General features: G+C 51.7%; 27 protein-coding genes and 1 pseudogene. 25 read left to right on the top strand and 3 right to left on the bottom strand.

The genetic code is table 11. The annotated features are described in order from the left end of the window. Nucleotides 1–111: 111 nt before the first annotated feature. From P8Z34_10745 to P8Z34_10685, 13 genes are all read left to right on the top strand, one after another. A complete protein-coding gene (locus P8Z34_10745; GenBank protein MEJ2551151.1) occupies nt 112–447 on the top strand; it encodes a TIGR04076 family protein in 336 nt (111 codons plus the stop codon). Nucleotides 448–716: 269 nt separating this feature from the next. Continuing rightward, nucleotides 717–1,928: a glycosyltransferase gene (locus P8Z34_10740; protein MEJ2551150.1), complete on the top strand. Its 1,212-nt coding sequence runs from the start codon at nt 717–719 to the stop codon at nt 1,926–1,928. A 388-nt stretch (nt 1,929–2,316) separates the two neighbouring features. After that, entirely contained in the window at nt 2,317–2,694 is a 378-nt protein-coding gene (locus tag P8Z34_10735) for a hypothetical protein (protein MEJ2551149.1), read from the top strand. Between the two features lie 253 nt (nt 2,695–2,947). Further along, nucleotides 2,948–3,496 (top strand): hypothetical protein, encoded by a 549-nt coding sequence (locus tag P8Z34_10730; GenBank protein MEJ2551148.1) that lies wholly within the window; start codon nt 2,948–2,950, stop codon nt 3,494–3,496. Nucleotides 3,497–3,896: 400 nt separating this feature from the next. Beyond that, nucleotides 3,897–4,265: a hypothetical protein gene (locus tag P8Z34_10725; GenBank protein ID MEJ2551147.1), complete on the top strand. Its 369-nt coding sequence runs from the start codon at nt 3,897–3,899 to the stop codon at nt 4,263–4,265. A gap of 305 nt (nt 4,266–4,570) precedes the next feature. Beyond that, on the top strand, nt 4,571–5,035 hold the full coding sequence (locus P8Z34_10720; GenBank protein MEJ2551146.1) for a heme-degrading domain-containing protein: 465 nt from the start codon (nt 4,571–4,573) through the stop codon (nt 5,033–5,035). Beyond that, entirely contained in the window at nt 5,036–6,211 is a 1,176-nt protein-coding gene (locus tag P8Z34_10715; protein ID MEJ2551145.1) for a Gfo/Idh/MocA family oxidoreductase, read from the top strand. Nucleotides 6,212–6,336: 125 nt separating this feature from the next. After that, complete coding sequence (locus P8Z34_10710; GenBank protein MEJ2551144.1) at nt 6,337–6,702, top strand: hypothetical protein; 366 nt, start codon at nt 6,337–6,339, stop codon at nt 6,700–6,702. A 224-nt stretch (nt 6,703–6,926) separates the two neighbouring features. Next, nucleotides 6,927–7,661, top strand: a complete 735-nt coding sequence (locus P8Z34_10705) for an SDR family NAD(P)-dependent oxidoreductase (protein ID MEJ2551143.1) — start codon at nt 6,927–6,929, stop codon at nt 7,659–7,661. A gap of 646 nt (nt 7,662–8,307) precedes the next feature. Continuing rightward, nucleotides 8,308–8,715, top strand: a complete 408-nt coding sequence (locus P8Z34_10700; protein MEJ2551142.1) for a VOC family protein — start codon at nt 8,308–8,310, stop codon at nt 8,713–8,715. Nucleotides 8,716–8,851: 136 nt separating this feature from the next. Beyond that, nucleotides 8,852–9,367, top strand: a complete 516-nt coding sequence (locus tag P8Z34_10695) for a hypothetical protein (protein ID MEJ2551141.1) — start codon at nt 8,852–8,854, stop codon at nt 9,365–9,367. Nucleotides 9,368–9,826: 459 nt separating this feature from the next. Continuing rightward, a complete protein-coding gene (locus tag P8Z34_10690) occupies nt 9,827–10,120 on the top strand; it encodes a hypothetical protein (GenBank protein MEJ2551140.1) in 294 nt (97 codons plus the stop codon). Nucleotides 10,121–10,141: 21 nt separating this feature from the next. Further along, entirely contained in the window at nt 10,142–10,819 is a 678-nt protein-coding gene (locus P8Z34_10685) for a CPBP family intramembrane metalloprotease (protein ID MEJ2551139.1), read from the top strand. Between the two features lie 523 nt (nt 10,820–11,342). On the opposite strand, the gene P8Z34_10680 is transcribed toward P8Z34_10685, so the two are convergent. Next, the gene (locus P8Z34_10680; GenBank protein ID MEJ2551138.1) at nt 11,343–11,495 is read right to left on the bottom strand and encodes a VOC family protein; all 153 of its coding nucleotides are present in this window, start codon (nt 11,493–11,495) and stop codon (nt 11,343–11,345) included. A 43-nt stretch (nt 11,496–11,538) separates the two neighbouring features. Here P8Z34_10680 and P8Z34_10675 point away from each other — a divergent pair. The 4 genes and pseudogenes from P8Z34_10675 (at nt 11,539) to P8Z34_10660 (ending at nt 14,661) form a co-directional block, all read left to right on the top strand. Continuing rightward, a pseudogene (locus tag P8Z34_10675) lies at nt 11,539–11,982 on the top strand (VOC family protein). A 129-nt stretch (nt 11,983–12,111) separates the two neighbouring features. After that, on the top strand, nt 12,112–12,492 hold the full coding sequence (locus P8Z34_10670; protein MEJ2551137.1) for a DUF4260 domain-containing protein: 381 nt from the start codon (nt 12,112–12,114) through the stop codon (nt 12,490–12,492). Nucleotides 12,493–13,323: 831 nt separating this feature from the next. Then, the gene (locus P8Z34_10665; protein MEJ2551136.1) at nt 13,324–13,884 is read left to right on the top strand and encodes a dihydrofolate reductase family protein; all 561 of its coding nucleotides are present in this window, start codon (nt 13,324–13,326) and stop codon (nt 13,882–13,884) included. A gap of 393 nt (nt 13,885–14,277) precedes the next feature. After that, nucleotides 14,278–14,661 carry a DUF1801 domain-containing protein gene (locus P8Z34_10660; GenBank protein ID MEJ2551135.1) on the top strand — a complete coding sequence of 128 codons (384 nt, stop codon included), beginning with the start codon at nt 14,278–14,280 and terminating at the stop codon, nt 14,659–14,661. Between the two features lie 197 nt (nt 14,662–14,858). Here P8Z34_10660 and P8Z34_10655 read toward each other — a convergent pair whose 3' ends face one another. Further along, nucleotides 14,859–15,314 (bottom strand): DUF1801 domain-containing protein, encoded by a 456-nt coding sequence (locus tag P8Z34_10655; GenBank protein MEJ2551134.1) that lies wholly within the window; start codon nt 15,312–15,314, stop codon nt 14,859–14,861. 281 nt (nt 15,315–15,595) lie between these two features. Continuing rightward, nucleotides 15,596–15,856 carry a hypothetical protein gene (locus tag P8Z34_10650; GenBank protein ID MEJ2551133.1) on the bottom strand — a complete coding sequence of 87 codons (261 nt, stop codon included), beginning with the start codon at nt 15,854–15,856 and terminating at the stop codon, nt 15,596–15,598. A 471-nt stretch (nt 15,857–16,327) separates the two neighbouring features. Between P8Z34_10650 and P8Z34_10645 the strand changes: the two genes are divergently transcribed. From P8Z34_10645 to P8Z34_10610, 8 genes are all read left to right on the top strand, one after another. Continuing rightward, a complete protein-coding gene (locus P8Z34_10645) occupies nt 16,328–17,722 on the top strand; it encodes a HEAT repeat domain-containing protein (protein MEJ2551132.1) in 1,395 nt (464 codons plus the stop codon). Between the two features lie 173 nt (nt 17,723–17,895). Next, a complete protein-coding gene (locus P8Z34_10640; GenBank protein ID MEJ2551131.1) occupies nt 17,896–18,456 on the top strand; it encodes a flavodoxin family protein in 561 nt (186 codons plus the stop codon). An 88-nt stretch (nt 18,457–18,544) separates the two neighbouring features. After that, nucleotides 18,545–19,807 (top strand): alpha/beta hydrolase, encoded by a 1,263-nt coding sequence (locus P8Z34_10635; protein MEJ2551130.1) that lies wholly within the window; start codon nt 18,545–18,547, stop codon nt 19,805–19,807. A 223-nt stretch (nt 19,808–20,030) separates the two neighbouring features. Further along, nucleotides 20,031–21,692 (top strand): FG-GAP-like repeat-containing protein, encoded by a 1,662-nt coding sequence (locus tag P8Z34_10630; GenBank protein ID MEJ2551129.1) that lies wholly within the window; start codon nt 20,031–20,033, stop codon nt 21,690–21,692. A gap of 294 nt (nt 21,693–21,986) precedes the next feature. Continuing rightward, nucleotides 21,987–22,892 carry a hypothetical protein gene (locus P8Z34_10625; protein MEJ2551128.1) on the top strand — a complete coding sequence of 302 codons (906 nt, stop codon included), beginning with the start codon at nt 21,987–21,989 and terminating at the stop codon, nt 22,890–22,892. 52 nt (nt 22,893–22,944) lie between these two features. After that, entirely contained in the window at nt 22,945–23,376 is a 432-nt protein-coding gene (locus tag P8Z34_10620; protein MEJ2551127.1) for a hypothetical protein, read from the top strand. After that, entirely contained in the window at nt 23,358–24,125 is a 768-nt protein-coding gene (locus tag P8Z34_10615; protein MEJ2551126.1) for a dihydrofolate reductase family protein, read from the top strand. The genes P8Z34_10620 and P8Z34_10615 overlap by 19 nt, the downstream gene beginning before the upstream one ends. 43 nt (nt 24,126–24,168) lie before the next feature. Beyond that, nucleotides 24,169–24,555 (top strand): nuclear transport factor 2 family protein, encoded by a 387-nt coding sequence (locus P8Z34_10610; GenBank protein MEJ2551125.1) that lies wholly within the window; start codon nt 24,169–24,171, stop codon nt 24,553–24,555. Nucleotide 24,556: the final 1 nt, after the last annotated feature.

The following is a 24,556-nucleotide window of genomic DNA, read 5'->3' as shown; positions in this document are numbered from 1 at the left end:
AAATCGATGGGGTGGACGGTAATACTTGACAATGATCCTGTCGCCCTCTTTGAAAGATTCCGAGAGGGATAGTGAGGGAATATTATTGGGACAGAAGGAGAAAGAACGGTCATGGATCAGGAAATCGAGCAGCGAGGTATTGCTAACATCACCGAACGGTACCGGTGCAGAATAACGGTACTCAAGAAGTCTTTCAATGAAGAGCTGTACGAGCAATTTCCTTATGGTGCCGCCAATGCATGTGGCAGGTTGGAAGAGGGCCAGCAATTCATGACCACGAACCGCTGGGACCCTCCCGAAGGATTTTGTGATTGGGCATGGCGGGATCTGCTGCCGTCGATCCACAGCATACATGCGGGTCATTCTGTACCAGCTATCGCGTGTTGTACGGATGGATTGCGGCCTGTTACCTTCAAGTTGGAGCGAATCGACAAGCAAGCTGAGTGAATCAAAGAGTCGAATAACGCGTAAACCCAATTGGCGGGAGCCGCAATATATTCTTGGAAGTGCTCTGTCGTTGGGTAGGTGGCGCAAAGTTTCTTACCATACCAAATCGGTTGGATAGAGGCACTGTGCCCGGGATAACGAATCGGGTGTGCCGCCCAACCAGTAAACCCTGGATGAATACCAGGATCCTGGCGCCGGAAAAACACACGCAGTTCAGAGCCGGCAGACTGCATCGCGGTGCAGATGTTGGATCAACTCAAGGATAGTGAATGAAAGTCGCAATACCAACCATTGGCTCTCGTGGGGACGTGCAGCCGTTTATCGCGCTGGCCCAGAGCCTGACACGTGCCGGGCACGAGGTCACTCTGGCAACTCACCCTCACATGAGATCGTTGGTCGAATCTTATGGCACAAGCTTCAGGTCGATTGGACCGAACATCGATTTCGCTCGCGAGGCCGCAATGATTCGGGAGAGTTCAAGAAACCATATTGCCGCCTTGATCCGAGCAATGCGGTTAAGCTTCGATATCTTGAAACGTTCCTACCACGACATCCTCGATCTATGCAGGGAGGTAGATCTGGTGGTGACGTCCGCCCAAAGCGCGGCGGGAAAGAATGAAGCTGATCTTTTGAATTTACCTTACCTGAGCGTAACGCTGATGCCTTGGGCGATCCCATGGAACGATCCCGAACGTCCGCTGTTGAAGAGGATCGTGTATCACTTGATTGATGAATTCGTGCAACTCGCTACAACGAGGCCATTGAATCAGATCCGGAAGGAGCAAGGTCTTCCACCGGTCGGAAGAGAAGGATTCACATCATTGCGAATGAACCTGATTCCGGTGAGTCCCACTGTGTACGCTCCAAATCCGAACTGGGATTCCCGGCATCATGTAACGGGCTACTGGTACACAGAAGAAGTGAGCGGCTGGCGGCCTCCGTCAGATTTACTCTCGTTCTTGGACTCCGGTAAGCCGCCCGTAGTAATCAGCCTTGGTTCAATGGGTTACGGTGAATCGATCATGAAGGAAACGCTGCGGCTCTTTGCGGGTGCGATCCAGCAATCTGGACATCGAGGGATACTTCAAGGCTGGGAAACTCTGAATGACCAGATGGATCTCCCGTCCACCATCTTTGCCACCGGATCACTTCCACATAGCTGGCTCTTTCCTCGATGTGCGGGTGTCATCCATCATGGCGGATATGGAACTACGGCGGCTTGCTTGCGTGCAGGAAGACCAGCCTTGGTTATCCCACACATTGCGGACCAATTTTACTGGGCAAAGATCGTCCATGACTTAGGCGTGGGACCGAAGCCTGTGCCTCAATCGAAACTTACCCGTGCTGATCTGGTCGGTTCTATTGACGAGCTCATAAATAGCGATACGATGCTACAGACAGCCACGTCCCTGGGGAATCAAATCCGATCTGAGACAGGCGTTCAGGACGCGGTGAATTACATTCAAGCTGAATTTTCATAATCAAACCTGAAGGACGATTCAATTAATACGAGTAAGATGGCCGAACCAATCGCGGGAGCCCAGGAAGCATATGCGGATCTACGCGCTTTAAAAACGCAATACCCTTCGACAGAGTTCAGGTAGACTTCCGAAGGCTTAACCGAAATTGCCCGGGAAGGGTGTAACATCTGTGTTGATCGCAGTCGCTCACTGGAAGAACACCGGGATTGTTTCTTTCCTCAAACTACGTGGGACATTCGGCCACTAAGTATCCGGGATCTGCGTGCTGCGACGAGTGCAGTGTCTACGATCTCGTTTTCTGATCCTCGATAGATTTAAACCGTTGGAGTAATGCCATATATGTGACACAATTATATTGAACACCAATCACATATAAGGAGAAGGCCGTATGAGCAATTTGAAAGGCGTTGATTTGGTAGCCCTCAAACCAGCGAGGGATGAGGAAGTCAGAAAGCAAGATCGCTCTGTCTGGATGATACTGTTGTTGATCGCAGCCGGATTGTTGGCGGTGCTGATTCTGGTTGGCTGCAGTACCGGGTCGTCTCAGGCAACGACACCTCCTGCAGGTGTGTCGTCCCCTGAAGGTGCGACGCTTTTAGAGACGCGCTGTTCGGTGTGTCATAGTGTCGACAAGGCAACGCGAACGACGAAAACGCTCGAACAGTGGGACCAGACGGTAACGCGTATGATCGCCAAGGGCGCGAAGTTGTCGGCGGCTGAGAAGTCTGTGTTGGTGGATTATCTGGCCGAAAACTATGGTCCGTGAAATATAAAGTGTAGATTTGCGGTCAATTGAGTATCTTCAACAGATACGCTATGACTCGTCGATTCTCGCCTCGATGCATAAAGTTGAGAAAGGCGTTGATTGGTGGATCTGTTCGCGGTGTTGATTTCGGCTGGTCCGCCGCTCGCTTCTGCGATCGCTGCGATGAGCGTAGATCACAGCGATACTCAAATTCGCGAATCAAATTTCCCAGCGATTTGTCTCCGCAGGAAAATGCCCTTGGTATGGAGGAATTTTGAAGAAGCGGAAGATAATTATTCTGCGAACGATTCTGCTCCTGGTCCCTTTTTTAATTATGGGGTGTGCATTGTTGGCCGCAAAGCGTCCATCGGAAGTGTCGACAGATACGCTCACCGAACCAACTGCGCCTGTCGTCGAATACCGCAACACCGAGTTGGGCTTTAGCTTCTCACTGCCTGTAAGTTGGGAAGGGTTCTCCGTTCAAACCAGCAATTGGGAAGGTTTGAAGAGCGGTGAGACTGGGGATGAAGTAGTGGAACAAGGTTTGATGCTCACCATCGTTCACCCGAAATCCACGGCGCAGCAGCCACGGCAGGATATCCCACTGATGGTATTCACCATCGAACAATGGGGCCAGATGCAGAGTGGGGAATGGTATATCGGCGCTGCGCCTGTTGGCCCGCTGGAGTTGGGCCGGAACAGTCGATACGTGTTTGCCCTCCCTGCGCGCTACAATTACGCCTTCCCGGAAGGCTGGGACGAGGTCGAGCAGATCGTTCAGGGTCATCCTTTGGTGACATTCGAACCGAATGCTGCACCCTAGGTATAGGAACAAATTCATAACGGCGCTGTTGGGAAATCCCGTTCTTCCGAAAACCCAAACGGGGAGACTGACACGTTGCGGGCGGGTCGTGCAGCCATTAGCTGGAGCCCTTCTACAGAATTCATCTCGAGCTTTGTCGAAGGACTCAGGGCAAACGCTATCGAAATTCAGCCAGATTTGTCTGGTGTATGTGTATGATCAGAGAGGCGAACGGGCTGTTCTCTGGAAGAAAAACATGTTTCCGTCGAATCGGACGAATAGGCTTTATCCTTCGTAGAAAGGGTGCTTCGCAGATAAAGGCCAAAAGGCGCGAGCCTTGATCTTTATGGATGTTCTCTTTCCTGACGAGTGATTCTATAACAGCCGCTGACGAGAGAACAGCTTGCACAAGGAGTGTCAGATGGAATGGACGATATCATTTTTACCGGATCAGCAAATTGTCGTTATCCGAACGAGTGGTGTCGCGGATGAAAAAAGTTCCTTAGAGATGGTAAAAAGCATCTCCAAGACAATGGCTGAATATAATGCCAGTCGATGCCTGGTAGATCATAGCGCGATTGACTCCGTTTCGGGTAGTTCAGTCGAAATATATTACCGCCCACAGAAATTAAACAAAATAGGTATTCCCTCCAAGATTAAGATAGCCGAGGTGGTTCTACCAGCTCACAGAGAACACTTTAGTTTTCTTAATGCCGTCTGCCTAAATTACGGCTTTTCTTTCCGAATCTTCGATGATCAAGAAGCCGCAATTCAGTGGTTGATAAAATGAACCACGAGAAGACTCCGCGAAAACGCAGTATGCTATGGGTAATTTTAGGACGCTCAACACGTGACGGAGTCTATAAACAGAGTTCAGTTTGAATTGCATCGAGGATCTTCAGGTTATCGCCCTCGGAACTCGACTCGATTTACCTGCGTTAGGTGTATGCTTTGAGACGAGGACGGCCCGCATGCTGAACCCAATCAGGATCGACGTCCTTTGAAGGACACAGGTGAGTTCCAAACCGGCTGGAACCATGAAGAATAAAGAGTATTATTTATGGATAGAACGATAATTGGAAGGCAGGAAACCACATGGATGAAATCCTCGGCAAATTGCTTGACGAAGAGAAGCAGCTTCAATTCACAAACTTCAACGAGGATACCGCCTGGGAAATTGGCTGCTGGCTGGTCGAGCATGCGATCCAAAACGAACTTCCTATAACAATCGACATCCGCCGCGGTGATCAGCAGCTTTTCCACGCAAGCCGCCCCGGGACAAGCGTCGATAACGACGAATGGATCGAGCGAAAAGTCCGGCTGGTGAACCGCTTTGGGCACAGTTCTTTTTACATCGGCCAATTATTGAAGCACGAAGGAAAAAGTATCGAGGAGATGTTCTTAATCCCCGAGAATGAATATGCCCCTCACGGAGGCTGCTTCCCCATCATTATTAGAGGAACCGGCGCTGTGGGCACGATCACGGTTTCGGGTCTGGCCCAGGAAGACGACCACAGCGCTGTCGTCCGGGCGATAACCCACCATTTGGAGGCGAGGTAGATGTCATCCAATCCTGTATTTTCGATCCTCGGCCGTCGGTTACGTCTGGCTGTGATCGGCGGAGGCGCCGGCTCCTTCATCGGCGCGACGCACCGTCGTGCGGCCCGGCTCGACGACCGTTACGAGATCGTCGCCGGTGTACTGTCATCGAATCCCGAGCGGGCGAAAAAGTCGGGCCTGGAAATTGGACTGATTCCTGAACGCGCCTATGTCAACGTGGAGGAAATGTTGGACGCCGAAGCTGCCCGCGAGGACGGCGCAGACGTAATCGCGATCATGACGCCCAATGACAGCCATTATGAGTATTCCGTCGCTGCATTGGAACGCGGTTTTGATCTCATTTGCGACAAGCCGATGACCAACACCCTGGAAAATGCAGAGAAATTGCATCGGAAAGTGGAAGAGAGTGGTCTGATTTTCTGTTTGACGCACAATTACACGGGCTACCCCATGGTGCGCCAGGCCAAAGCAATGGTCATGGATGGTCAGGTTGGCACAATCCGTTTGGTGCAAGTGGAGTATGTTCAAGGCGGCAAGGCCGATGAAAACGATCCCGACCCCTCTCGAGGCGAACTCCCCTGGCGATACGATCCTGTTAAGGGCGGCCCTTCCCTGGTGATGGGGGACATTGGCACACATGCTCACAACCTGGTGCGCTTCATCACCGGTCTCGAAATTGCCGAGGTGGCTGCAGAGGTGGGCAGCATCGTGCCCGGCCGTTTGGTGCATGATTACGCCGGCGCATTACTGCGCTTCGATAACGGCGCTCGAGGGAACTTCTGGGTCACGCAAGCTGCTGCAGGTGTGGAAAATTGCCTTCGGGTGCGGATCTCCGGTACCCAAGGCAGTCTGGAATGGATGCAGGAATTTCCCCAGGCGCTGACGTTCAAACCGCTTCATGGGCCGTCTCAAAACCGGACACCGAATGGGCCAGGCACATTGCCTCTGACTGCTCGCTCCTGCCGCATCGTTGCCGGTCACCCAGAAGGTTTCATCGAAGGGTTTGCAAACGTTTATTCCGATGCGGCTGAAGCCATCGCTGCACGTAGATCAGGCACGAGCGCGGATCCGCTGGCTTTGTATTTCCCGAATTCTCTGGATGGTTTGCTGGGCGTGCGTTTTGTATACAGCGTGATCGCATCCAGCCAAGAAAACGGCAAGTGGGTTGCCTGCTGATCGGATGAAGAAAAGAAAATCCAGCAGCGTTCCGTTCCCGTGCAGTGCATGTCTGGCAGTCTGGTAGCGGATAGGTACTGAAGGCGGGCTGCCATTTGAAGACACACAAGGATTTGCGATAAATTATGGCCGTTGCGTGGCCAGATAACCATCTTATTTTCCGAGGTGCAGGTATGATTATACGTATTTGGCACGGCTGGACGACGGCGCAGAACGCTGAAGCTTACGAAGAGCTACTGAAGGAGGAAATCTTCGTCGGGATCAGGAATCGTGATATCGCAGGGTATCGCGGAATCCAGCTTCTCAGGCGTAACAGTCCTGACGAGGTTGAATTCATTACATTAATGAGGTTCGATTCGCTCGATGCGGTGCGTGAATTTGCGGGCGATGATTTTAGGGTCGCCGTTGTGCCGCCGAAAGCCCGGGCATTGTTGGCGCGGTTCGATGAGCGATCGAAGCACTACGAACTGCGTGAGGAATTCCAAATCTGATCCCTGGCTTCCGCAAAGAGCCGATGTAAACTGAGTCTGCGAAACGTGGCCCGCATGTCGAATCTCTCACTTCGCAGTAATTGTAACTTTTGGCTGCCCTGCTGATCATTGGAGATTCGCCAGAATTCAGAATAAACGGCAAGCAAGGATCCGGAAGTTGTCTGGCACAAGCAGCTTAACGCAGTGTGATGGATACGAGACATACAGGTTAAAAGGAGGATGAAATGACCAACAAGTTATCGGGAAAAGTGGCGATTATTACGGGCGCAAGTGCCGGTATTGGAAGAGCGAGCGCAATTGCACTGGCAGGCGAAGGCGCCAGTCTGGTGCTCTCCGCACGCCGCAAGGATCGATTGGAGGATTTGGCTTCCAAAGTAGGAGAATTGGGCGGCAGGGCGGTGGTCGTCGTCGGAGACGCCAGAGATGAAAAATGTGCAAAACAAGCCGTCGCGACGGCTTTGGAAGAATTTGATTCCCTGGATATATTGATCAACAACGTGGGGGTTGGGAATTACAAGAATCTGGTCGATACGAGTGCAGATGAATATGATGAAATGATGGACACGAACATGCGTTCAACATTTCTGTTCACGCGGCACGCCGTGCCCGTAATGGTCGAACGCGGGGCGGGGATAATTTTGGTGGTCTCCTCGATGGCGGGTGTTTACGGGTTTGGTGGGGAAGCGGTGTACTGTGCAACCAAATTCGCCCAGGTGGGATTCGCCCAGGCGTTGGATAATGAGCTGCGTCCATTCGGCATCAAAGTCGGAGCGATTTGTCCGGGCGGCGTCAAGACCGAATTCGCGCTGGGTAAAGGGCGCACGGAAGATGGGGTTGCAGAGTCCGGGATGCTCGAGCCTGAAGATGTGGCCGGCGTGATTTTATTGGCCTGCACGCAATCACCACAATCGCGCATCATCGAAGTACGTATGCGAACGATGAAGGAATCGCTGACCTAGCGATCCGTGATTTGTTTCGGGCAGGATAAATCTTCCGCTCGAGTCTTTCCAATGGATACATCCTGAGCCGTACCTGTGGAATCCAATCGAACACATCCGAACTTCGTCCGGGGTTGCGTGACGTTCATGCAAGCCCGAGGTTGCGGGTGGATCACTCCCTGAAAGAGCGCCATGATCCCGTTTCCCCGAAGTGCAGGAACTTCGACTGCGAAAAACAGTGGATCTGCGAAAGCCGCTATGGCGAGGCAGGTCTTCCGAGGCACACGCTGTCGATCGCATTTCGATATATTTTCTGTCTCCGGCTTTTCATAGAATCTGAGTGCTTGATTGCGTGTATGCAATCGCCTATATTGGTTTCATCCGTCAAGGTGAATTTCAGTGAATACGATATTTAACTGGTGCGTCGACTTTTTGGTCTATCTGTCAAATCTTCTCGGGATAACGTACCAAGAAATCAATGTATGGATCTTCTTGATTCTGTGGCCGTCATTTACTGTTATGCTGTTGGTTGTGATACTCAGACAGCAGTTAAGTATCCGTGAATTCAATCGCTCGCGAGAAGAAAACACCGGTTGAGAGATATCATGGTTTCGGTCCGGGCGTGAGATACACTGCAGGATGCCGTGAACCCGAGGAGGCGGTTGCCATGCAACAGGTTATAGCTCATGTCGCGTTGGTCGTCAGGGACTACGATGAGGCCGTCGCGTTTTTTTGTGAAAAGCTTCATTTCACGCTGGTCGAAGATACCTACCAGCCCGAGCAAGACAAACGCTGGGTGGTTGTCGCTCCTCCGGGAACGGGTGGAACTACACTGCTGTTGGCGCGCGCGTCCGTCCCCTCGCAATCCGCGGCGATAGGAAATCAGACCGGTGGACGGGTTTTTCTTTTTCTTTCAACCGATGACTTCTGGCGGGATTACACTGAGATGCTTTCCTCCGGTATACGCTTCGTCCGCGAGCCGAAGGAGGCGCCGTACGGAACGGTGGCGGTGTTCGAAGACTTATATGGGAATCTCTGGGATTTATTCCAGCCGTTGGCACAGCCATCCCCGTGAAGCTTGCCGACTCGATCAAATTAAACGAATCGAAGGTGATCTTAACCAACCAGATCCTCGTGATGCAAAGTGTGCAGCATTCAGCGGTCGGCCATCCGATTGATAGCTTGTGATAGCTCTCTGATAGGTTCTGGTATTGGATTTTATCTATTTTAATGCCATGACAAAAACAAGGGCTCTAACACAAACAAGGGTTATTTTCGGCTTATTCTCGATAGCTCTCATCGGCAGTGGTCTTACGGCGATCTTTGCCCGAGAGGGCTTGCAGCTTTTGTATCCATTATTCTCCCCGGGCTCGATTCTCGATAGACTTTGGCCATCAATGGCCGAATGGCTGATATCCGTTTATCTCTCGGTCGAAGCAACCTACACGTCTTACCCCTTTCTTGCCTACGGTTACGATTGGCTTGCATTCGGTCACTTCATAATTTCCATTCCCTTTCTTATGGCCATTCGAGATCCTTTACGACTTGAGTGGGTTGTGGAGTATGGTATTGCTGCATGTATTGCGGTATTGCCATTTGCGATTGTTTTCGGGGCCATTCGAGGTATTCCCTTGTTTTGGAGACTGGTGGACGCATTGTTCGGAATAGGGGGTCTCTTATTCTTGGCAGTCTTGCGGAACCGGATCAAGCTGTTGTCTGAGCTATAAAATACAGCTCGTTGGGCAGTGTGCTGACACGCCGGTACTCGGTAGAAAACCGGAATTTTCAATTCCTACACAGCACGGTTCGGCCATCGTGCAAAATGGCTATAACGATTTTGGGCACAATCTTGATCGTTGTTGATGATACGACGGATCATTCTCGAGGAAGGAAATCGTAAAGCAGTAGATAAAACAGCATAACCAGCCGCACGAGCGCATTGACAGGATCCAATCTCAACTCCTACGCACCTCGTGCGGTTTTACCCTGCACGTGATTGTAAGCGGAGCTGAGTGGTGTATGCTGGCAGGAAAAACCTCTGGAATTTTCCCTGTAATGTTGGCGATTTTCTGATTTTCATGTCACTATGATTATGTAAGCTCGTTAAGCTCAGCTATCCAGCAAGTCTATCCGCTGAACAGCCGTGGATAACAAAGATCATCTATATTTCGATAGAGGAGAAGCGGATGACTCAAATTATTGGGATCGTTTACATTCTAGCGATGCTGATCCTTTTCATCGCCTTCTTGATTGCCTGGTTCAGATCCCACAAGCAAGTACGTGGCTATAAAAAATCCGGAGTTCTGGCAGGGCTCATTCTGATCGCATTTGAGGTTTTTTACGGTCCTTTTAGTCGGGCTCGAATCATGGCCGCCGGTGCTGCTGATTGCCCTGATCATCGGGGATGGATTCGCATTAATTCGAATGATGGCGTATACGATTGTGGGCATCCATATGTCCACTCTGCTTGGGTACCATAGCTTTCCCTAATCCAACCATCGGTGAAGGGACCTGAAACCGAAACTGTTGTAGAAACAGATGGTAAAAATGGGGATATATCGCAATCATATGAGGCAGGGCAATTGCATGCCAACGATGGGACTCTCTCCTCGATGAGATTTGAGAATAGTGATGCATCAATTCAAACCACTGATATCCCGCAACTGCCCGACCCGCCAAAAATCGATAGCGCGAGATATATTGCGCTCAGTATCGCCGCAGCAATCAGCGCAGTCGTGTATTCAATTATTTTATTTTCCCTTGCATCACCGGAGATTTCTGACATCGTTCAACAGAAGTTAGGTGGAGATGTGCCTGTTACAAACAACACACAAGTGATAGTTGGTCTGCTTGTTGTGTTGGAGTATGCATTCGCCGAAGAAATCGTATTCCGTCTTGTAATTCAAAATTTCTTAGCCAAAATATTCAACTGGCGCAAAGAGAAGTATTGGATCGCAATTTTCTTAACTACAATTCTTTGGACCTTTGGGCACACGGGAGTATTGGAACCAAACTGGGTGAAACTCGTGCAGGTATTTCCATTTGGCTTGGTCCTGGGTTGGCTCTATAAGCAACAGGGCACGGAAAGCTGCATTTTCACACATGCGATCTTCAATGTGATGATGGCTGGAATTTCACCACTTTTATCGGGTCAACGTTATCGCCATAAAGGTGTTTGATTACAGCCGGCCGGTGACTTACAATGATTGATATTCGCATCTTGGAACGGAAAGCGGCTGCCCAACCTCGAGTAGGTAATTCTAGGAGTAGATGAGTCCGCCGTTCGATCTTTTACTCGGTAGAAAGACCTACGACGTCTTTGCTTCCTATTGGCCGCACAAAAGCAGCGACGACCCGGCAGCGAGGGTATTAAACCGGGCCAGGAAGTACGTAGTATCCCACGAACCGATGAATCTCGATTGGGAGGGGTTGGTACACATCCACGGGGATATCGTATCCGAGATCGCGAAACTCAAGAATCAAGACGGACCTCCCATTCAGGTACATGGGAGCAGCAACCTCGTCCAGACGCTCCTGGCGAACGATCTCGTCGATGAATTGTGGTTAAAATATTCCCCGTCACCCTGGGCAGGGGCAAGCGCTTGTTCGGAGAAGGAACCATACCTGCGGTATTCAGCCTTGTTAAGTCTGGCGCATCGCCAAGTGGGGTCATCATTGCCTCGTACGAGCGAGACGGCGAAGTCAGACTTTCCCATGGATTTCATATCCCGCCGAAGTGTATTTCGTAATTCTCACGATGCGCGAATCATCGAAAATCGAAAGGTAGAAGTTGGCGGCATATTCAGCCTGCGAATCGAACCACAAACACGGAGCGATCTTCTGGATTTTACCCATATCCCACCTCGAGCAGCCATATTAAACGTGCCAGGCTGCAAATGCCGCCAACTTCTACGTTTCGATTTTCGATGATTCGCGCATCGTGAGAATTACGAAATACACTTCGGCGGGATATGAAATCCATGGGAAGCCCGCAGGCAGCGTGTTGACGGTGGAATTTGAATTAAGTGGGCAGCGTCTCACGGCGCTGAACGGAGGACCCCAATTCAAATTCAACGAGTCGATCTCTTTCGAAGTGATTTGCGATACGCAAGAGGAGATCGATTACTTTTGGGAGAAGTTGAGTGAAGGCGGCGAAAAGGGCTCCTGTGGCTGGCTGAAGGATAGATACGGGCTTTCCTGGCAAATCACGCCAACCATCCTTGGCGAAATGCTTTGTGACTCCAATGAAGAGAAACGGGTGCGTGTCACGGACACGTTTTTGAAGATGACAAAGCTCGAGATTGAAGCGATCAAAAAAGCGTTTGACGGCGCTGATAAATGATCTATAAAACGTATCGATCGTGCATTTGAAGTTTTTTCGATACGAGGTTGACTATGCGAGCAGCAAATCGCTGGATCGCTGCCCTTGTTTGGGTTCATGACCTGAAGGCGAAGATGGAAAGGAGATAATATGAGAACAGTGGTGAGACTCGAGGAATTCGGGATATTCTTGTTTTCAATCTATCTCTACTCGACTTTGGCTTATCCATGGTGGCTGTTTCCTCTCCTCCTGTTCGTCCCTGATATCAGTATGCTGGGCTACTTCAAGGACACGAGGGCCGGGGCGGTCGTTTACAACATCTTTCACTTTCGGGCGTTTGCACTGATGCTTTTCGTGCTGGGTGATTTTCTTTCCATGACGCTTGTGTCTCTTCTGGGAGTCATCCTGTTCGCGCATTCAAGCCTGGACCGGGCTTTTGGTTATGGATTGAAGTTCGCCGATGGCTTCGGTCATACGCACCTGGGAACGATCGGCAGCGATCGACAAACTGAACCAAGAACCGCTGCATAGCACTTTGCCGAAAGCGGGCAGGCCGATCGGAAACAGGTTCCGTCAAGCATGGATTTTCGACGAACCACCCAGCAGGCTGCTGCAGTCGGTGGAGGGAATGCGTGGAAGTCACGTTCGAAACTCGGCCGCCGTTTGCCGGAAATGGTGTATGATCGACTGATAGACGGAGATCCTGGTGCGAGCTGATCTCAGGAAAACAACGAATGCGGGGCTCATAATGAATAGTTCGAAATCGCTGCTCGGCGTTTGTGGCCTCTACTGTGGGGCGTGCTATCACTATCGTGCATCTTTCCCCGAAAGCGAGCATCTCCTGAAGGACGCAAGACGCCAGGGGAGAGTGACTCAGGGATTCACTTGTTCAGGATGCAGATCAGAAATCCTGTACATCCATCCCGGATGCGCAGATTGCAGCATTCGAGACTGTGCGGAACGTAGAGACATCCTGCACTGTGGGCTTTGCTCCGAGTTCCCTTGCGATCGAATCCGGACTTTTCAGAACGATGGACGGATCCACCACCTTGATGTTGTTTCGAATTTAGAAACGTTGAAGTTGCAGGGAGCAGATCAATGGTTGGCCGAACAACAAAAGCGTTGGCGGTGCGCATGCGGAACAGGATTTAGCTGGTATGAAAGATCTTGCCATAATTGTGGTGAAGAGTTGAATTCATATCGCAGCGGAAAGACAATGTTCGGTTGATCTCCGAAGTGCAACACTCGCTATGATTTGAAGCACGCAGCGAATTTCACGAGATGATGTCTTTGGCGTCTCGATGGATAAGTCCGTCGTCGTGGTTTCCCGACCAGCACCGGCCGTGCCCCAGGAGGTCGTAGGTGGCTAAGTTGATCTACTCAGCCATCATGTCGGTGGATGGTTATATCGAAGATGATACCGGCAAATTCGAATGGGCGGTGCCTGGCGAGAATGCCCACGCATTCATAAACGACGTGATGCGCCCGGTCGGCATCTATCTCTATGGACGGCGTATGTATGAAGTGATGGCTGTCTGGGAGACCAATGCCAGCCTGGCCAAGCAGTCCTCCATACAGGCGGACTTCGCCCATATCTGGCAGGCAGCGGACAAAGTGGTGTTCTCCAGGTCCCTGGATTCGCCATTGACCACCCACACACGTATCGAGCGTACGTTCGATCCGGAAAAGGTAAGGCAGATGAAGGCGGCAGTGGAATCCGATCTCAGCATCGGGGGTCCTGAGTTGGCCGCCGAAGCTTTCAAATACGATCTGGTCGATGAATGCCACCTGTTTCTCGCGCCAATTTCGATAGGCTGTGGGAAAAGATCTCTCCCCAGAAATCATCAACTTATCCTGGAGTTGACGGACCAACGGCGGTTCCCCGATGGAATGATGTATCTTCGTTACTACATTCGTAGATAAGCGCTATTTTTTGGTGTTAACGTCTATTTATACCAAGTTCATCGTAGTATTTCCCTCCGCGAAGATCGATTCGCAGCATTACTTTTCCGGAAGCAAAGTCAGGCCGTTAATTGCTGCAATTGGACCAGAAGATTGAGAAGGGAGGTTGGAGTTTATTCTCTCCGCAGGAGTGATCACTACCATCGATGGACTATGCCTTTTGATGGTTCTTTGATGTATTGCATTTCAGGCTTTGAGTACATCAAGTCCTGAGTTCTTCGATACATCAGACGAGGCACCTGGCGCCGGATGCGCAGGTGTACATTTCGTACATAATAGGTCCAAATTGCGTATATAATAGAAATACAGCAGCAGCACCAAGGTAGATACTTGGATCTTCCTGGAGGAGAAGCAATGAACGCGAGTAAACAAATCGACGAGATGATTTCAGGCCTAACGGATTGGCGAGGGAAGGTGCTGGCCAAGCTGCGCAGAATCATCCATGAAGCTGACCCGGAGATCATCGAGGAATGGAAGTGGAGGGGCGCTCCGGTCTTTTCCGACCATGGCATAGTCTGTGTAACCAATGCTTTTAATGACAAGGTAAAGTTGACTTTCTACGATGGCGCCAGCCTTCCCGATCCGAATAAATTGTTCAACAGCGGGCTTGAAGGCAAGAAATGGCGCACGATTGACCTGTATGAGGGGGATCAAGTGAACGAGCGTTCGTTGAAGGTGCTCATTCGAGCGGGAGTGGATTTCAATAAAGCCAAGGGGAAGAAGAAGGCCGTCAAGTGAACGTATTTCGCGGGTGGTTGGAGCGGAAAGCGCGGACTTACGTGTTGAAATCTAGCGAACGAAGCCGAACGCCACGTCATCGGCTGCCCTCGGCATTGGCTGAGCTGCTCACCGATGAGTGAGATAGAATTGTCCACGGATGGGTCGAACAGCGGCTCGGCGTAAAGCCCGACCGCTTGTGCGTACCAGTGCCGGCGCTACGGAGTCCAGCCGGGTAATTCCGCCGCCTGCCGGATCCATGCCGCCAACTGCGCCTCGTCGAGATGGTCGTCCTCGTGGATATCGAGGTAGCGTACTTCCTCGTGCTTGGATTTGCCAGGGGGGACAGGATGGAGCGACGCACCGCGGAAGAACGCCACCTTTACGTACTTCGTGAAACAATGGAAGTTGAGAAACCAGCCCTGGTCCTCGATGCCATAGAAGGGGGAATTCCACTTCACAGCCTTGCGGACGTTGGGCACGTTGCGCACGATGATGTCGTCGAGTCGGTGCCCGACGCCGCTTTTCCAATCCGGCATGGCCGAAATGTAGGCCTGCACAGGTGCGTCGCCGTCGGCCTTGGCGATTTGAGGATTACCGCCTGATAGGAGGACTGGTTTCACGGCGGGCTTTTCAACGACGTTTGTCGTTTCATGGGAGGTTTTCTTGGCCATTACGTTCACTCCAGGATTGCTGTGCCTTCGATCTCGAAGGGGATGCTGAGAGACAGATCTGCCACGTCGATGGATGTGCGATAGTACCGGCGTGCCTAAAAGATAATTAGTATCTATAATATCATAAATGTTTCAGGCTGATTCGCAGAAAAGCTTATCTCGGAAAACCACTGATTCGGCGGCGCAGGTGCTACGCGAACGCCGCGCCAATTGCCGATGTGGGACGGCCACGCTGCCGTAGTTTTGGATTCCATTTGTGTTTGGATGTGCCCGCTCAATCTCTACAGACCATCCTGATTGTGCTCGACCATCTTACGCAGGTATTCCTCCCCAAGGAGCAATCGGGCTGCTTTCTCGACAAGTCCACCCAGGAACGGATTCCTGCGACCTAAGGAAATCTTCCTTGATAGTCGGACGCCGTTCTCTGTTTCCGATCCGTCGAAAACAACCTGTACAGCGAGAAGGGAGTGCGGGAACATGACCTTCCATACGACGATCGAGGTCTCTCCAAGCTGAGTCACGAAGAACACCTTATACTTCATGGTCTGTTTCTTGCTTGCGATGAACTACTGAAAGAACAGGCTGGAGCCGGGCGTGAGCGGATCTCCCCCAGATATTTGCACAAGATGTGTTCGGTTGGGCAGTATCGCGCGTAGATCTCGTTCAACCGCCGGATCGCATTCGCGAGTTGTTCTCGGGAGCAATTCAGTGCTGTCTCTGCATTTCGTCCCATGTTTGGCGGAGGTCGTAAATCAGAATGGGTCGTCAGGTGATTCTTCTGGCCTTTCTCAGAAAAATGCCAGATGTGGACAGGCGTGATGTTTGATTGCGAATTATACTGAATGTCAAACTCATGCCGGTCTTTGGGCATCCAACCCTCAATATCGTGCCGTTGTTGCCGGCCGCTGAAACCTTGTGCAGCGCTGCGTTTGCCAGAAGATTCTGCGGTCTCTCAATCCCGCACCTGCGGAATGACCGTTTGCTGACTGAATTGAATCGGAAAGGATCTTGAAATGACTCGCCGATCTGTGATCATCATCGTGTGTATGCTCATGGGTATCTCGTTTGGAACCGGATGCAGCACGCCGACCCGCATGGTTTCACCACCATCACCTTCAGCCACGCCTGCGCCCGATCTCACGCCGTCCATTTCTGTGCTGCGGGACATGGGCTTTGATGAGCCAAACCAGAACGATTCAGAAGCATTGGCATCGGCAATAGGTGACATCACCAATGCCGGTCCGGAAGGCGCCCGGGCGTTGAAGGAAGAGTTGGCTGTCATGGAACAGGCCGGCGAGGAGGATGTGGAATTCAAGTTATTGGCTGCCTATATCCTCTGGGACATCGGCGAACTGGAGGAAGCCGATACGATCGCCGATGTCTGGTCCTCCATACCAGCCGATCAATGGGTTTATGAATTGCTCTTTATACCCGCTTTTCAGGCCGCTTCCACACAGGATTCCCGGGCTTTGCCGATGCTTAAAGTACTTACGTTGGACAACCAGGGTAAATTCTTCTCGGAAAGACACTATCTATCATTCGAGTATCCCCGAACTCATGAGTTCCTGTGGGGATCTTACGGTTCGAAGGGATTGCCGGTGCTGCATGAATTGCTGCAGACGTCTGAAGACCCGATCGTGCTGTCTTCCGCTATCGGGCTGTTAACCCGCGCACAGTACCTCCCCGCCTTGCCAGATATTCGCAAAGCGGTGGACAACGAGGCCACGGGTGTGCGTAACAGCGCAATTGTGGCATTGGGCGGATTTGGCCATCCGGATGATTACGACCTTCTTATCGCTGGGCTTGACTCCACCGATACCGGGGAATTACTCCGATACGTCTTTTCGTTGGCTCAATTCGGCGATTCTCGAGCAGCAGCTCATCTTATTCCGTTGCTGGAAAGCGACGAAGCGGACCTTCGCCAATGGGTTGCTCTGGGTCTGGGTGAGTATCTGACGACGCCGGAAGGACTGCTAGCTTTGAGAGAGAGTGCCGCTTCGTCGAATGATGAGGATTGGGCTGATTATTGTGAGGCGCTTGTCCAGAACGTGCTCGATAGCGCCGGCCTGACGTGGGAAGAGTATGAAGCGCTTCCGGATTCTGATCAAGCGGAAGTGACACATGCCTTCCTTACGTCGTCGATAACCTTGAAGGATGGAGAAGAGTCGATTTCCCGTGATGAATTCCTAGAAATGGTTGCCGAATGGAGAGAAACTGGTCACATCGCTTTGGGGAATTGGGATTGGGTGGAGGTGAGTCACGTTTTACCTGTCGCCACAGCCGATGACATCGATCTGCTGCTGGATGCCAAATCCAGATTCTACTTGCGATTGTCCGATGAGTGTCTCTATGACACAGCCTTTGTGGATGAAATCGTAAAATTTATCGGCCGAGGCCGGTATCGATAGGCAATTATTTGCTTCGATCTGAAAAGGACGCAGGGTCCAGGCTGGTTGAACTGGACGAGTGGTATTCGACCCGAATGAAATGAAACTCGTGAGTTACGAGAGCGTTACGCGCTTAAGAATTGGGTCTATTGCCTGATGATCCCCACCACAAGATTTTTGGCCGGGAGGCATCTATGAAAACGCTCGTCATTCAGGGAAGCCCGAAAAAAGACGGCAATACAGCTACGCTGACAAAAAGCTTCCTGGATGGGCTTGTCAGCGGTGGGAACGAAGTTGAAATTTCTGAATTCTGGCTGAACGACATGGATATCCAACCCTGCCAGGGCTGCTTTCTGTGTTCAGGAACATCGCGCTGCATTTACGACGATGATATGCAACGGATTTACCCCGAGATCGAGTCGTCGACGTTAATCGTCTTTGCTGTGCCGATATATTGGTGGCACATGAACGCGCAAACGAAGTTGTGCATCGATCGACTGACTGCCCTTTTATCGCTGGATGACCAGCTTCCCGCCCTGGTAGGTAAACACATCGTTTTGGTGGTTTGCTACAATTACCGCGCCTGTGCTGAATGCACGATCAAGATGTTTGAAGATTTCAAGGACTGGATAAACGTGCGTTTGGATGTGTTGGAGCACTGCGCCAAAGAGGGGCATGTATCGTCGGCGGCATCTCGCTTGGAAGCAGCGTATCGATTAGGAAGGGAGATCGGTGAGAATGAAAGTGATCGGTGAATATGTGTGCGGCTGGTCTGGATAAAGATTCCACTCGCCGTACAAGCAATTCAAAGTTGCATATCTTTTCAATATCAGGATATCGATGATGTTGATAATACAAGCTGCCGCATTCCTCTGCTTTTTTATTTCTTCGATTACCATCATTCATCCGAAAGCAGGATGGAGTCGTCTCGTCCTGTTCGTCCCGAAACTTTTCTCGGGTTCCTTCATATTGTTCAGTGGCTTGTTCGGGGGGTGCGCTGCAGTTGCCGGCTGGTTGATTGGTCGGGATGTCTTCTCGCTGATCTTCGGATGCGCGGCTTTGTTTATATCGGCGCGTCACGTTTATCGTTTGCTCGAGCGCGCGCTGCGTTTGAGGAAGCATTTCGAAGAGATTCGGCCTTTGCCCGGCACTCCGGAATCCATGCGAAGAGCACCATCCATCTTGGGTTATGCATTGACCACGCCGAAGGCGTACACCTGGGAAAAAGACGTCCAGATAGGAACCCACGTGGAAAACGGCGGGAAAATCCTGGCGGATGTCTGGTCTCCTTCAAGAGAAACAGGTCATTCTGGTTTAGGCGTCGTCTATCTCCATGGCAGCGGATGGCATTACGCCGACAAAGATTTCTGCACGCGTCCTTTCTTCCGTTATTTGACAGCGCAGGGCCACTTGATCGTGGATGTCGCCTACACACTTGCGCCTGCGGCGGATATTTTTGGGATGCTTGCGGATGTGAAGCGTTCGATTTGTTGGATGAAAGATCATTCGGCCGACCTGCACATCAAGGCCGATCGAATCGTTCTCATGGGTGGGTCTGCAGGAGGCCACCTGGCGCTGCTGGCGGCATACACGCCGAATCATCCGGAACTGGATCCTCCCGATGTGTGCCTCGATACCAGCGTTCGTGCAGTCGTTTCGTATTACGGTCCACCTGATTTGAAGGCGCAATTCCGAAGCTTCGCGGAATTGCCCGGCTTGACGGGGAAGAGCGGAATAGAGCGGATGTTCATGGAATTTCTGGAATCCCGCTTCGGTTTTGAAGTTATTCCCGTCCACCGCCTGCTGCCAGAAGCTCTGGGTGGAGAGCCGTCGACGATTCCAGATGTATACGAAAGCGCCTCACCGTGCCATCACATCGGAAAGCACTGTCCGCCGACGCTGCTGCTGCAGGGCCTGCATGATTTCAGCGGTGCAGCTCCGGAAGTGCGTAGTCTACATCGTACGCTCTTGGCTGCGGGGCGCCCTTCATATTTACTCGAACTTCCTGACACGGAGCATGGGTTCGATCTGTATAAGCCGAAATTGTCGCCGGCTGCGATAGCTGCGACGTATGTTGCTGCCAGATTTCTGGAATCTCTTGTCTAGGTGTGTTCAATGCTGGATATGTCGGTCTGCCAATTTGAGTTCGATGGGTTATCTCCTGGCGGCCTCTCTTGATTCTGTTGGGTGCTCCGTTGTAGGGAAGCGTTCAATACGATACCTCAGCTTTGAGTTTACTTTTGCTATTGCGGAAGTAAGTGTATGCTTATCTCCAGATTATGGGGAAGATCCTTCGAGTTCGTTGTGATGAAAGGAGTAATGAACATTGATGGGTCGTAACAACCTGTGTGTTCTCATCGTTCTGTTTGTCATTTGTGTAATATCAACCGGCTGCGACACTGAAAGGTCAGCTCCAATCACGGAAGCGGTCGTTCCTACGCAAACAGAGACGCCGCCTCAACTCCAGCCTGCAGATACGCAAACCAGCACTCCAGCCCCTACGGAATCGGTTTACTGGCCGTATCCGCGCAACAATCTAACTAACACGGCCGCCTACACATCCACCGGATGGCTTCTGCTTGAGAACCCCAACCATCTTTGGGATCTGGAAGATGAGCGATATTCCTACATGAATCTTTATCCTGTCGCCGACGATCTGGACGGCGATGGCCACGCCGAATATGTGATCGGGCGGTATGATCCACGAACGCTGGACGGCTTTCTGACCGTCTTCAACGTGGATGACGGCAGCATCCAATGGGAAATGCCGTTGGAATATATCACTCGCTATTGTCCGCCAGTGATCACCGACCTGAACAATGACGGCCAGCTTGATTTGGTTTTCGCAAACCAGCGCCAGGATAGCCCGGATAGAGCGGTTGCTCAGATCTATGCCTTGAACGGCAAGGACGGCTCAATCATTTGGCAGCATCCTTTCTCTGAAGGCGGCTTAGGCATGACCGTTGCCGATGTGAACGCGGACGGCCAGATGGAAATTATCATCAATTCATACGGTCATCCGAGGAAACTTCGTCTGCTCAATGGGCAAGACGGCAGCCAAATCTGGGAACGGGAGACGACCGGCGCTCAATACGGTCAGCCGACCGCCGCCGACCTCGATGGAGACGGCTTATTGGAGATCATCAGCCATCATCATCTTTACTGGGATTGGCAATCGGTTGAGCGAATGATCGTTTGGGACAATTTGGGAAACGAGATGTGGCATTTCGATACCTCTCCAACAGAAGCTCAATCGGCCAACGCTCCGCCGGAATTAGGAAAGACTCCTTGTGAAAGCTGGGAGTCGACCACGGTAGCCGATTATAACGGGGATGGGGAATTGGAGATCGGTTTGGGCTCACGCTGCAATTACTACCTGCTGGACTCGCGAGGAAACATGATCTGGGAAACGCCACTGGCTGTCGAAGGTTGGGGATATATCGTTTTCAAGAATGACGACGGCAGCTTATATCAACCACAATCAGTCCATGGCCAAGGCGGTTTTTACCGCGACTCGGCCGTGGGAAATATCGATGACGATCCAGCTTTAGAAATCGTTTTTTCGATTTGGCCGGAATACACGGCCGACCAGTTCTTTCCATCAGGAAATTTCGTCTACGGCAACATCGTTGCGCACAATGAATTATGGGCGCTGGATGGTGCAGACGGCTCGGTGCAGTGGATTTTTGAGGGCAGCTATGGCGAATATCCGCAGCTCGAGCAAATGTGGGATCCGATTCTGGTCGATCTGGATGGGAACAGCCAGCTCGATGTGTTGGTCCTGTCAGACGACAAGCACCTGTATGCGGTAAACGGTGTGACGGGTAAAAAGATGATGGAGTATTTCTCCTATTTGCCAAAGCAATGGGAAGCAATCCACCTGACCTTCGTACCTGATGGCGATCGGGGTGTGCTCCTGTTTGCATCCGAGCGGCGTGGGCGCTTTAACACGTTGAATGCCCTGGTCATCGCTGAGCGTGCTCCCGAGTGATGCTGTCGGCCGGGATGTTTGAAAAGAAACACCAATAAAAATATCTTTACACCATTCACGCTGGCCACATTTCCTGCTGCATAAATGGGCGGGTTTCTGGTTCCGTGTTTCACAGCGTATTTCACGATTTGTCTGCAAGCGATCTCGACCGGCAAGGGTAGGGGTCTGGCAGTACTCGCGTAGTTGATTCATGTTCGGGAATGAATGAGGGTTGGCTCAAATCCACCCGAAGTGGCATACGGTCGATAGAGCATCAACATTACCCCTCCAAGAACATATCAAGGTGATCTGATTATGGTCGACGAAAAAAATGATTCGGCAGTATTCCTCACGATGGCCCGGACAAACGTTGGAAAATCTTGTGCGGGCACACTCATCGAAAGCATTCGCGACTTTGGCGGTGAATTGAGCCGCTGTCCGGTATGGCTTTTCGAGGCCCATCCCGAAGAAACGCCCTGCGGCAGCCTGGCGGGGAACGGCGTGCGGGTTATCCCCCTGCGTGTGCCGGATTCCGTGAAACAGTATTACTATGCCGATAAAGTGTATGCCTGTGCCCTCGCCGAGGAAATGGCCACACAAAATGTAAGGTCGCTAGTCTGGATCGACCCTGGCTGCCTGGTGATCCAACCTCCGCTGTTGTTCGATCTCGGCAAGGCGTTTGATGCGGCGGTGAGGCCCGTGCACATTAAAAATGTGGGGCTATCACCTGCACAACCCTTGAACGTCTTTTGGAAGCGCATCTGTGAGGTCGTCGATATGGAGGATATCCGCACGACGGTGGAGACGTACGTCGGTGCGCAGCGCATACGTTCCTATTTCAATTCCCATGCCTTTGCCATCAATCCGTCGAAGGGTTTCCTCCGTTGGTGGTTTGAATGTTTCGAGATTCTGGCCTGTGACGGCGAATATCAAAAGGCCGCTTGCCCGGACGATCTGCACCAGATCTTTCTTCACCAGGCCGTCTTGAGTGCCGCACTGGTCAGCAGGTTTACGCCGGAGCGAATCCGTATCTTACCGCCGGATTACAACTATCCCTACAATCTGCATTCGTCGGCACCCGTGGAACGGCGGGCTGCAGCGCTCAACGACCTCGTGTGCATCGCCTACGAAGAGCGCCCTTTGAATCCCGGCCTGGTGGATGACATCGCCATTCACGATCCATTGCGGTCATGGCTTTCGAGAAATACTGCGCCTGGCTGAGCGGCTGGTACGCGGCGCCCGATACTGCCCGCGTGGTGGAAATAAAGGGTTCGTGTCTATGGAACATAAGGGCAGAACGCAAAAAATCGTTGACTGGTTGAATGCCAGAGACAGCCGGGTGTTGATTCTCGCACCGGTTTATGCCGCGATCGTGCTCGTTATAATCGTTGCATTCATCGTGAATACGACTGCCGGTCCATTGCCAGATGGTGCGGGGAATCTGTTCGTGCTCATCCTGGCGGTGTTGCTGTACTCGAGCGGCATCATGCAAATCGTAAAAAGTGAGATACCGGGAACACCGATCCGCGGTGTGTACGCGCGTGCAATGGGGGTTGTCTGGGTCATCCTGTGGGGTGTCGTCGCCAGGAGGCGAAACGCGCCGGACGTATGGATTAGAATACACCTGGCGCGTCGACGAATGAGATCCCTCGCGCGAACAATCCCCATCCTTCGAAGGAGGCATTTATGGAAAGGCCCAAAGTGATCGTGCTCAACAGCGCGTCTGTGGATGGGAGGCTGGCGATGTCTCCCGATTCACTGCTGCTGTTTGGTGATGAAAGGTGGCAATCGATCGAAGGCGGTGATCGATTCAACGTGTTTGAATGGCTCAAGACGACTCACAACGTTCAAGCGACCCTCGAGGGCAGCGGTTCTTTCGTTCGACGTGGAGAACACCCCGATCCACTTCCGCCGATCGAAGGAGATCCGCAGCATTTGTACGCGGATTTTCTGCCGAACACCGTCCTTCAGCGGGAGGGTCACCGAGGCTGGTTCACCGCCGTGGATGGCCGCGGACGCATCCGCTGGATGTACAAGGACGAATTCCCGGATGAGGCTTGGCGGGGATGGCATTTACTGGTCTTGACTTGCAGCGCAACGCCGGCGGAATATCTGACTTATCTTCGACGGGAGACGATTCCTTATTTGGTGGCGGGGAAATCGCGCGTGGATCTTAGAACGGCTCTGGGAAAAATGCATTCTCGCCTCGGCGTGACGAGTCTTCTATCGACCGCAGGCGGTATTCTGAACGGCGCTTTATTGCGTGATGGTTTGGTGGACGAAATAAACATCGAGTTCCTTCCTGCGGTTATCGGAGGTACAGATACGCCGTCGTTGTTCACCGCGCCAGATCTGGAATCCGGCGAATGGCCGATCCAGCTCGAATTGATTTCGACCCAGGTTCAATCCGGGGGTCAGATCTGGCTGCGATATCGTGTTGGAAACAAGGCATAGGACCTGTGAAAGGACTCTAGCTAAATAGGTAGGATCGATGGACATGGATGACCAAGAGGCGAAGCGCTTGATAGCGGCATATGTTGAAGGATGGCGGGGAAACGATCTGCAGAAAATTGTAAGCGCATTGTCCCCGGATTGTATTGTCATCGAGTCACACGGTCCAACATTTCGAGGACTCGAGGCGATCAGGCAGTGGGTCGAGAATTGGATTGCCGCAGGGAGCAGAGTCGATCGTTGGGACATCACCAGCTTCCATTTTCTTGAGGATTCTGCGACATTTGAGTGGGATTTCGAGTGTACCGCAGACGGCCAACATTATCACATCGAAGGCGTCAGCATCGTCGAGTTTTCGGCGGGAAAGATTTCCGCCATGCGGGAATACCGCAGGACGGGGCCTCCCTTTAATGGATTGTATCCCTCCCGATGAG

This window comes from Anaerolineales bacterium (genome assembly GCA_037382465.1).
Taxonomy (GTDB): Bacteria; Chloroflexota; Anaerolineae; order Anaerolineales; family E44-bin32; genus WVZH01.
This window is presented reverse-complemented; position numbering and strand designations above follow the sequence as displayed.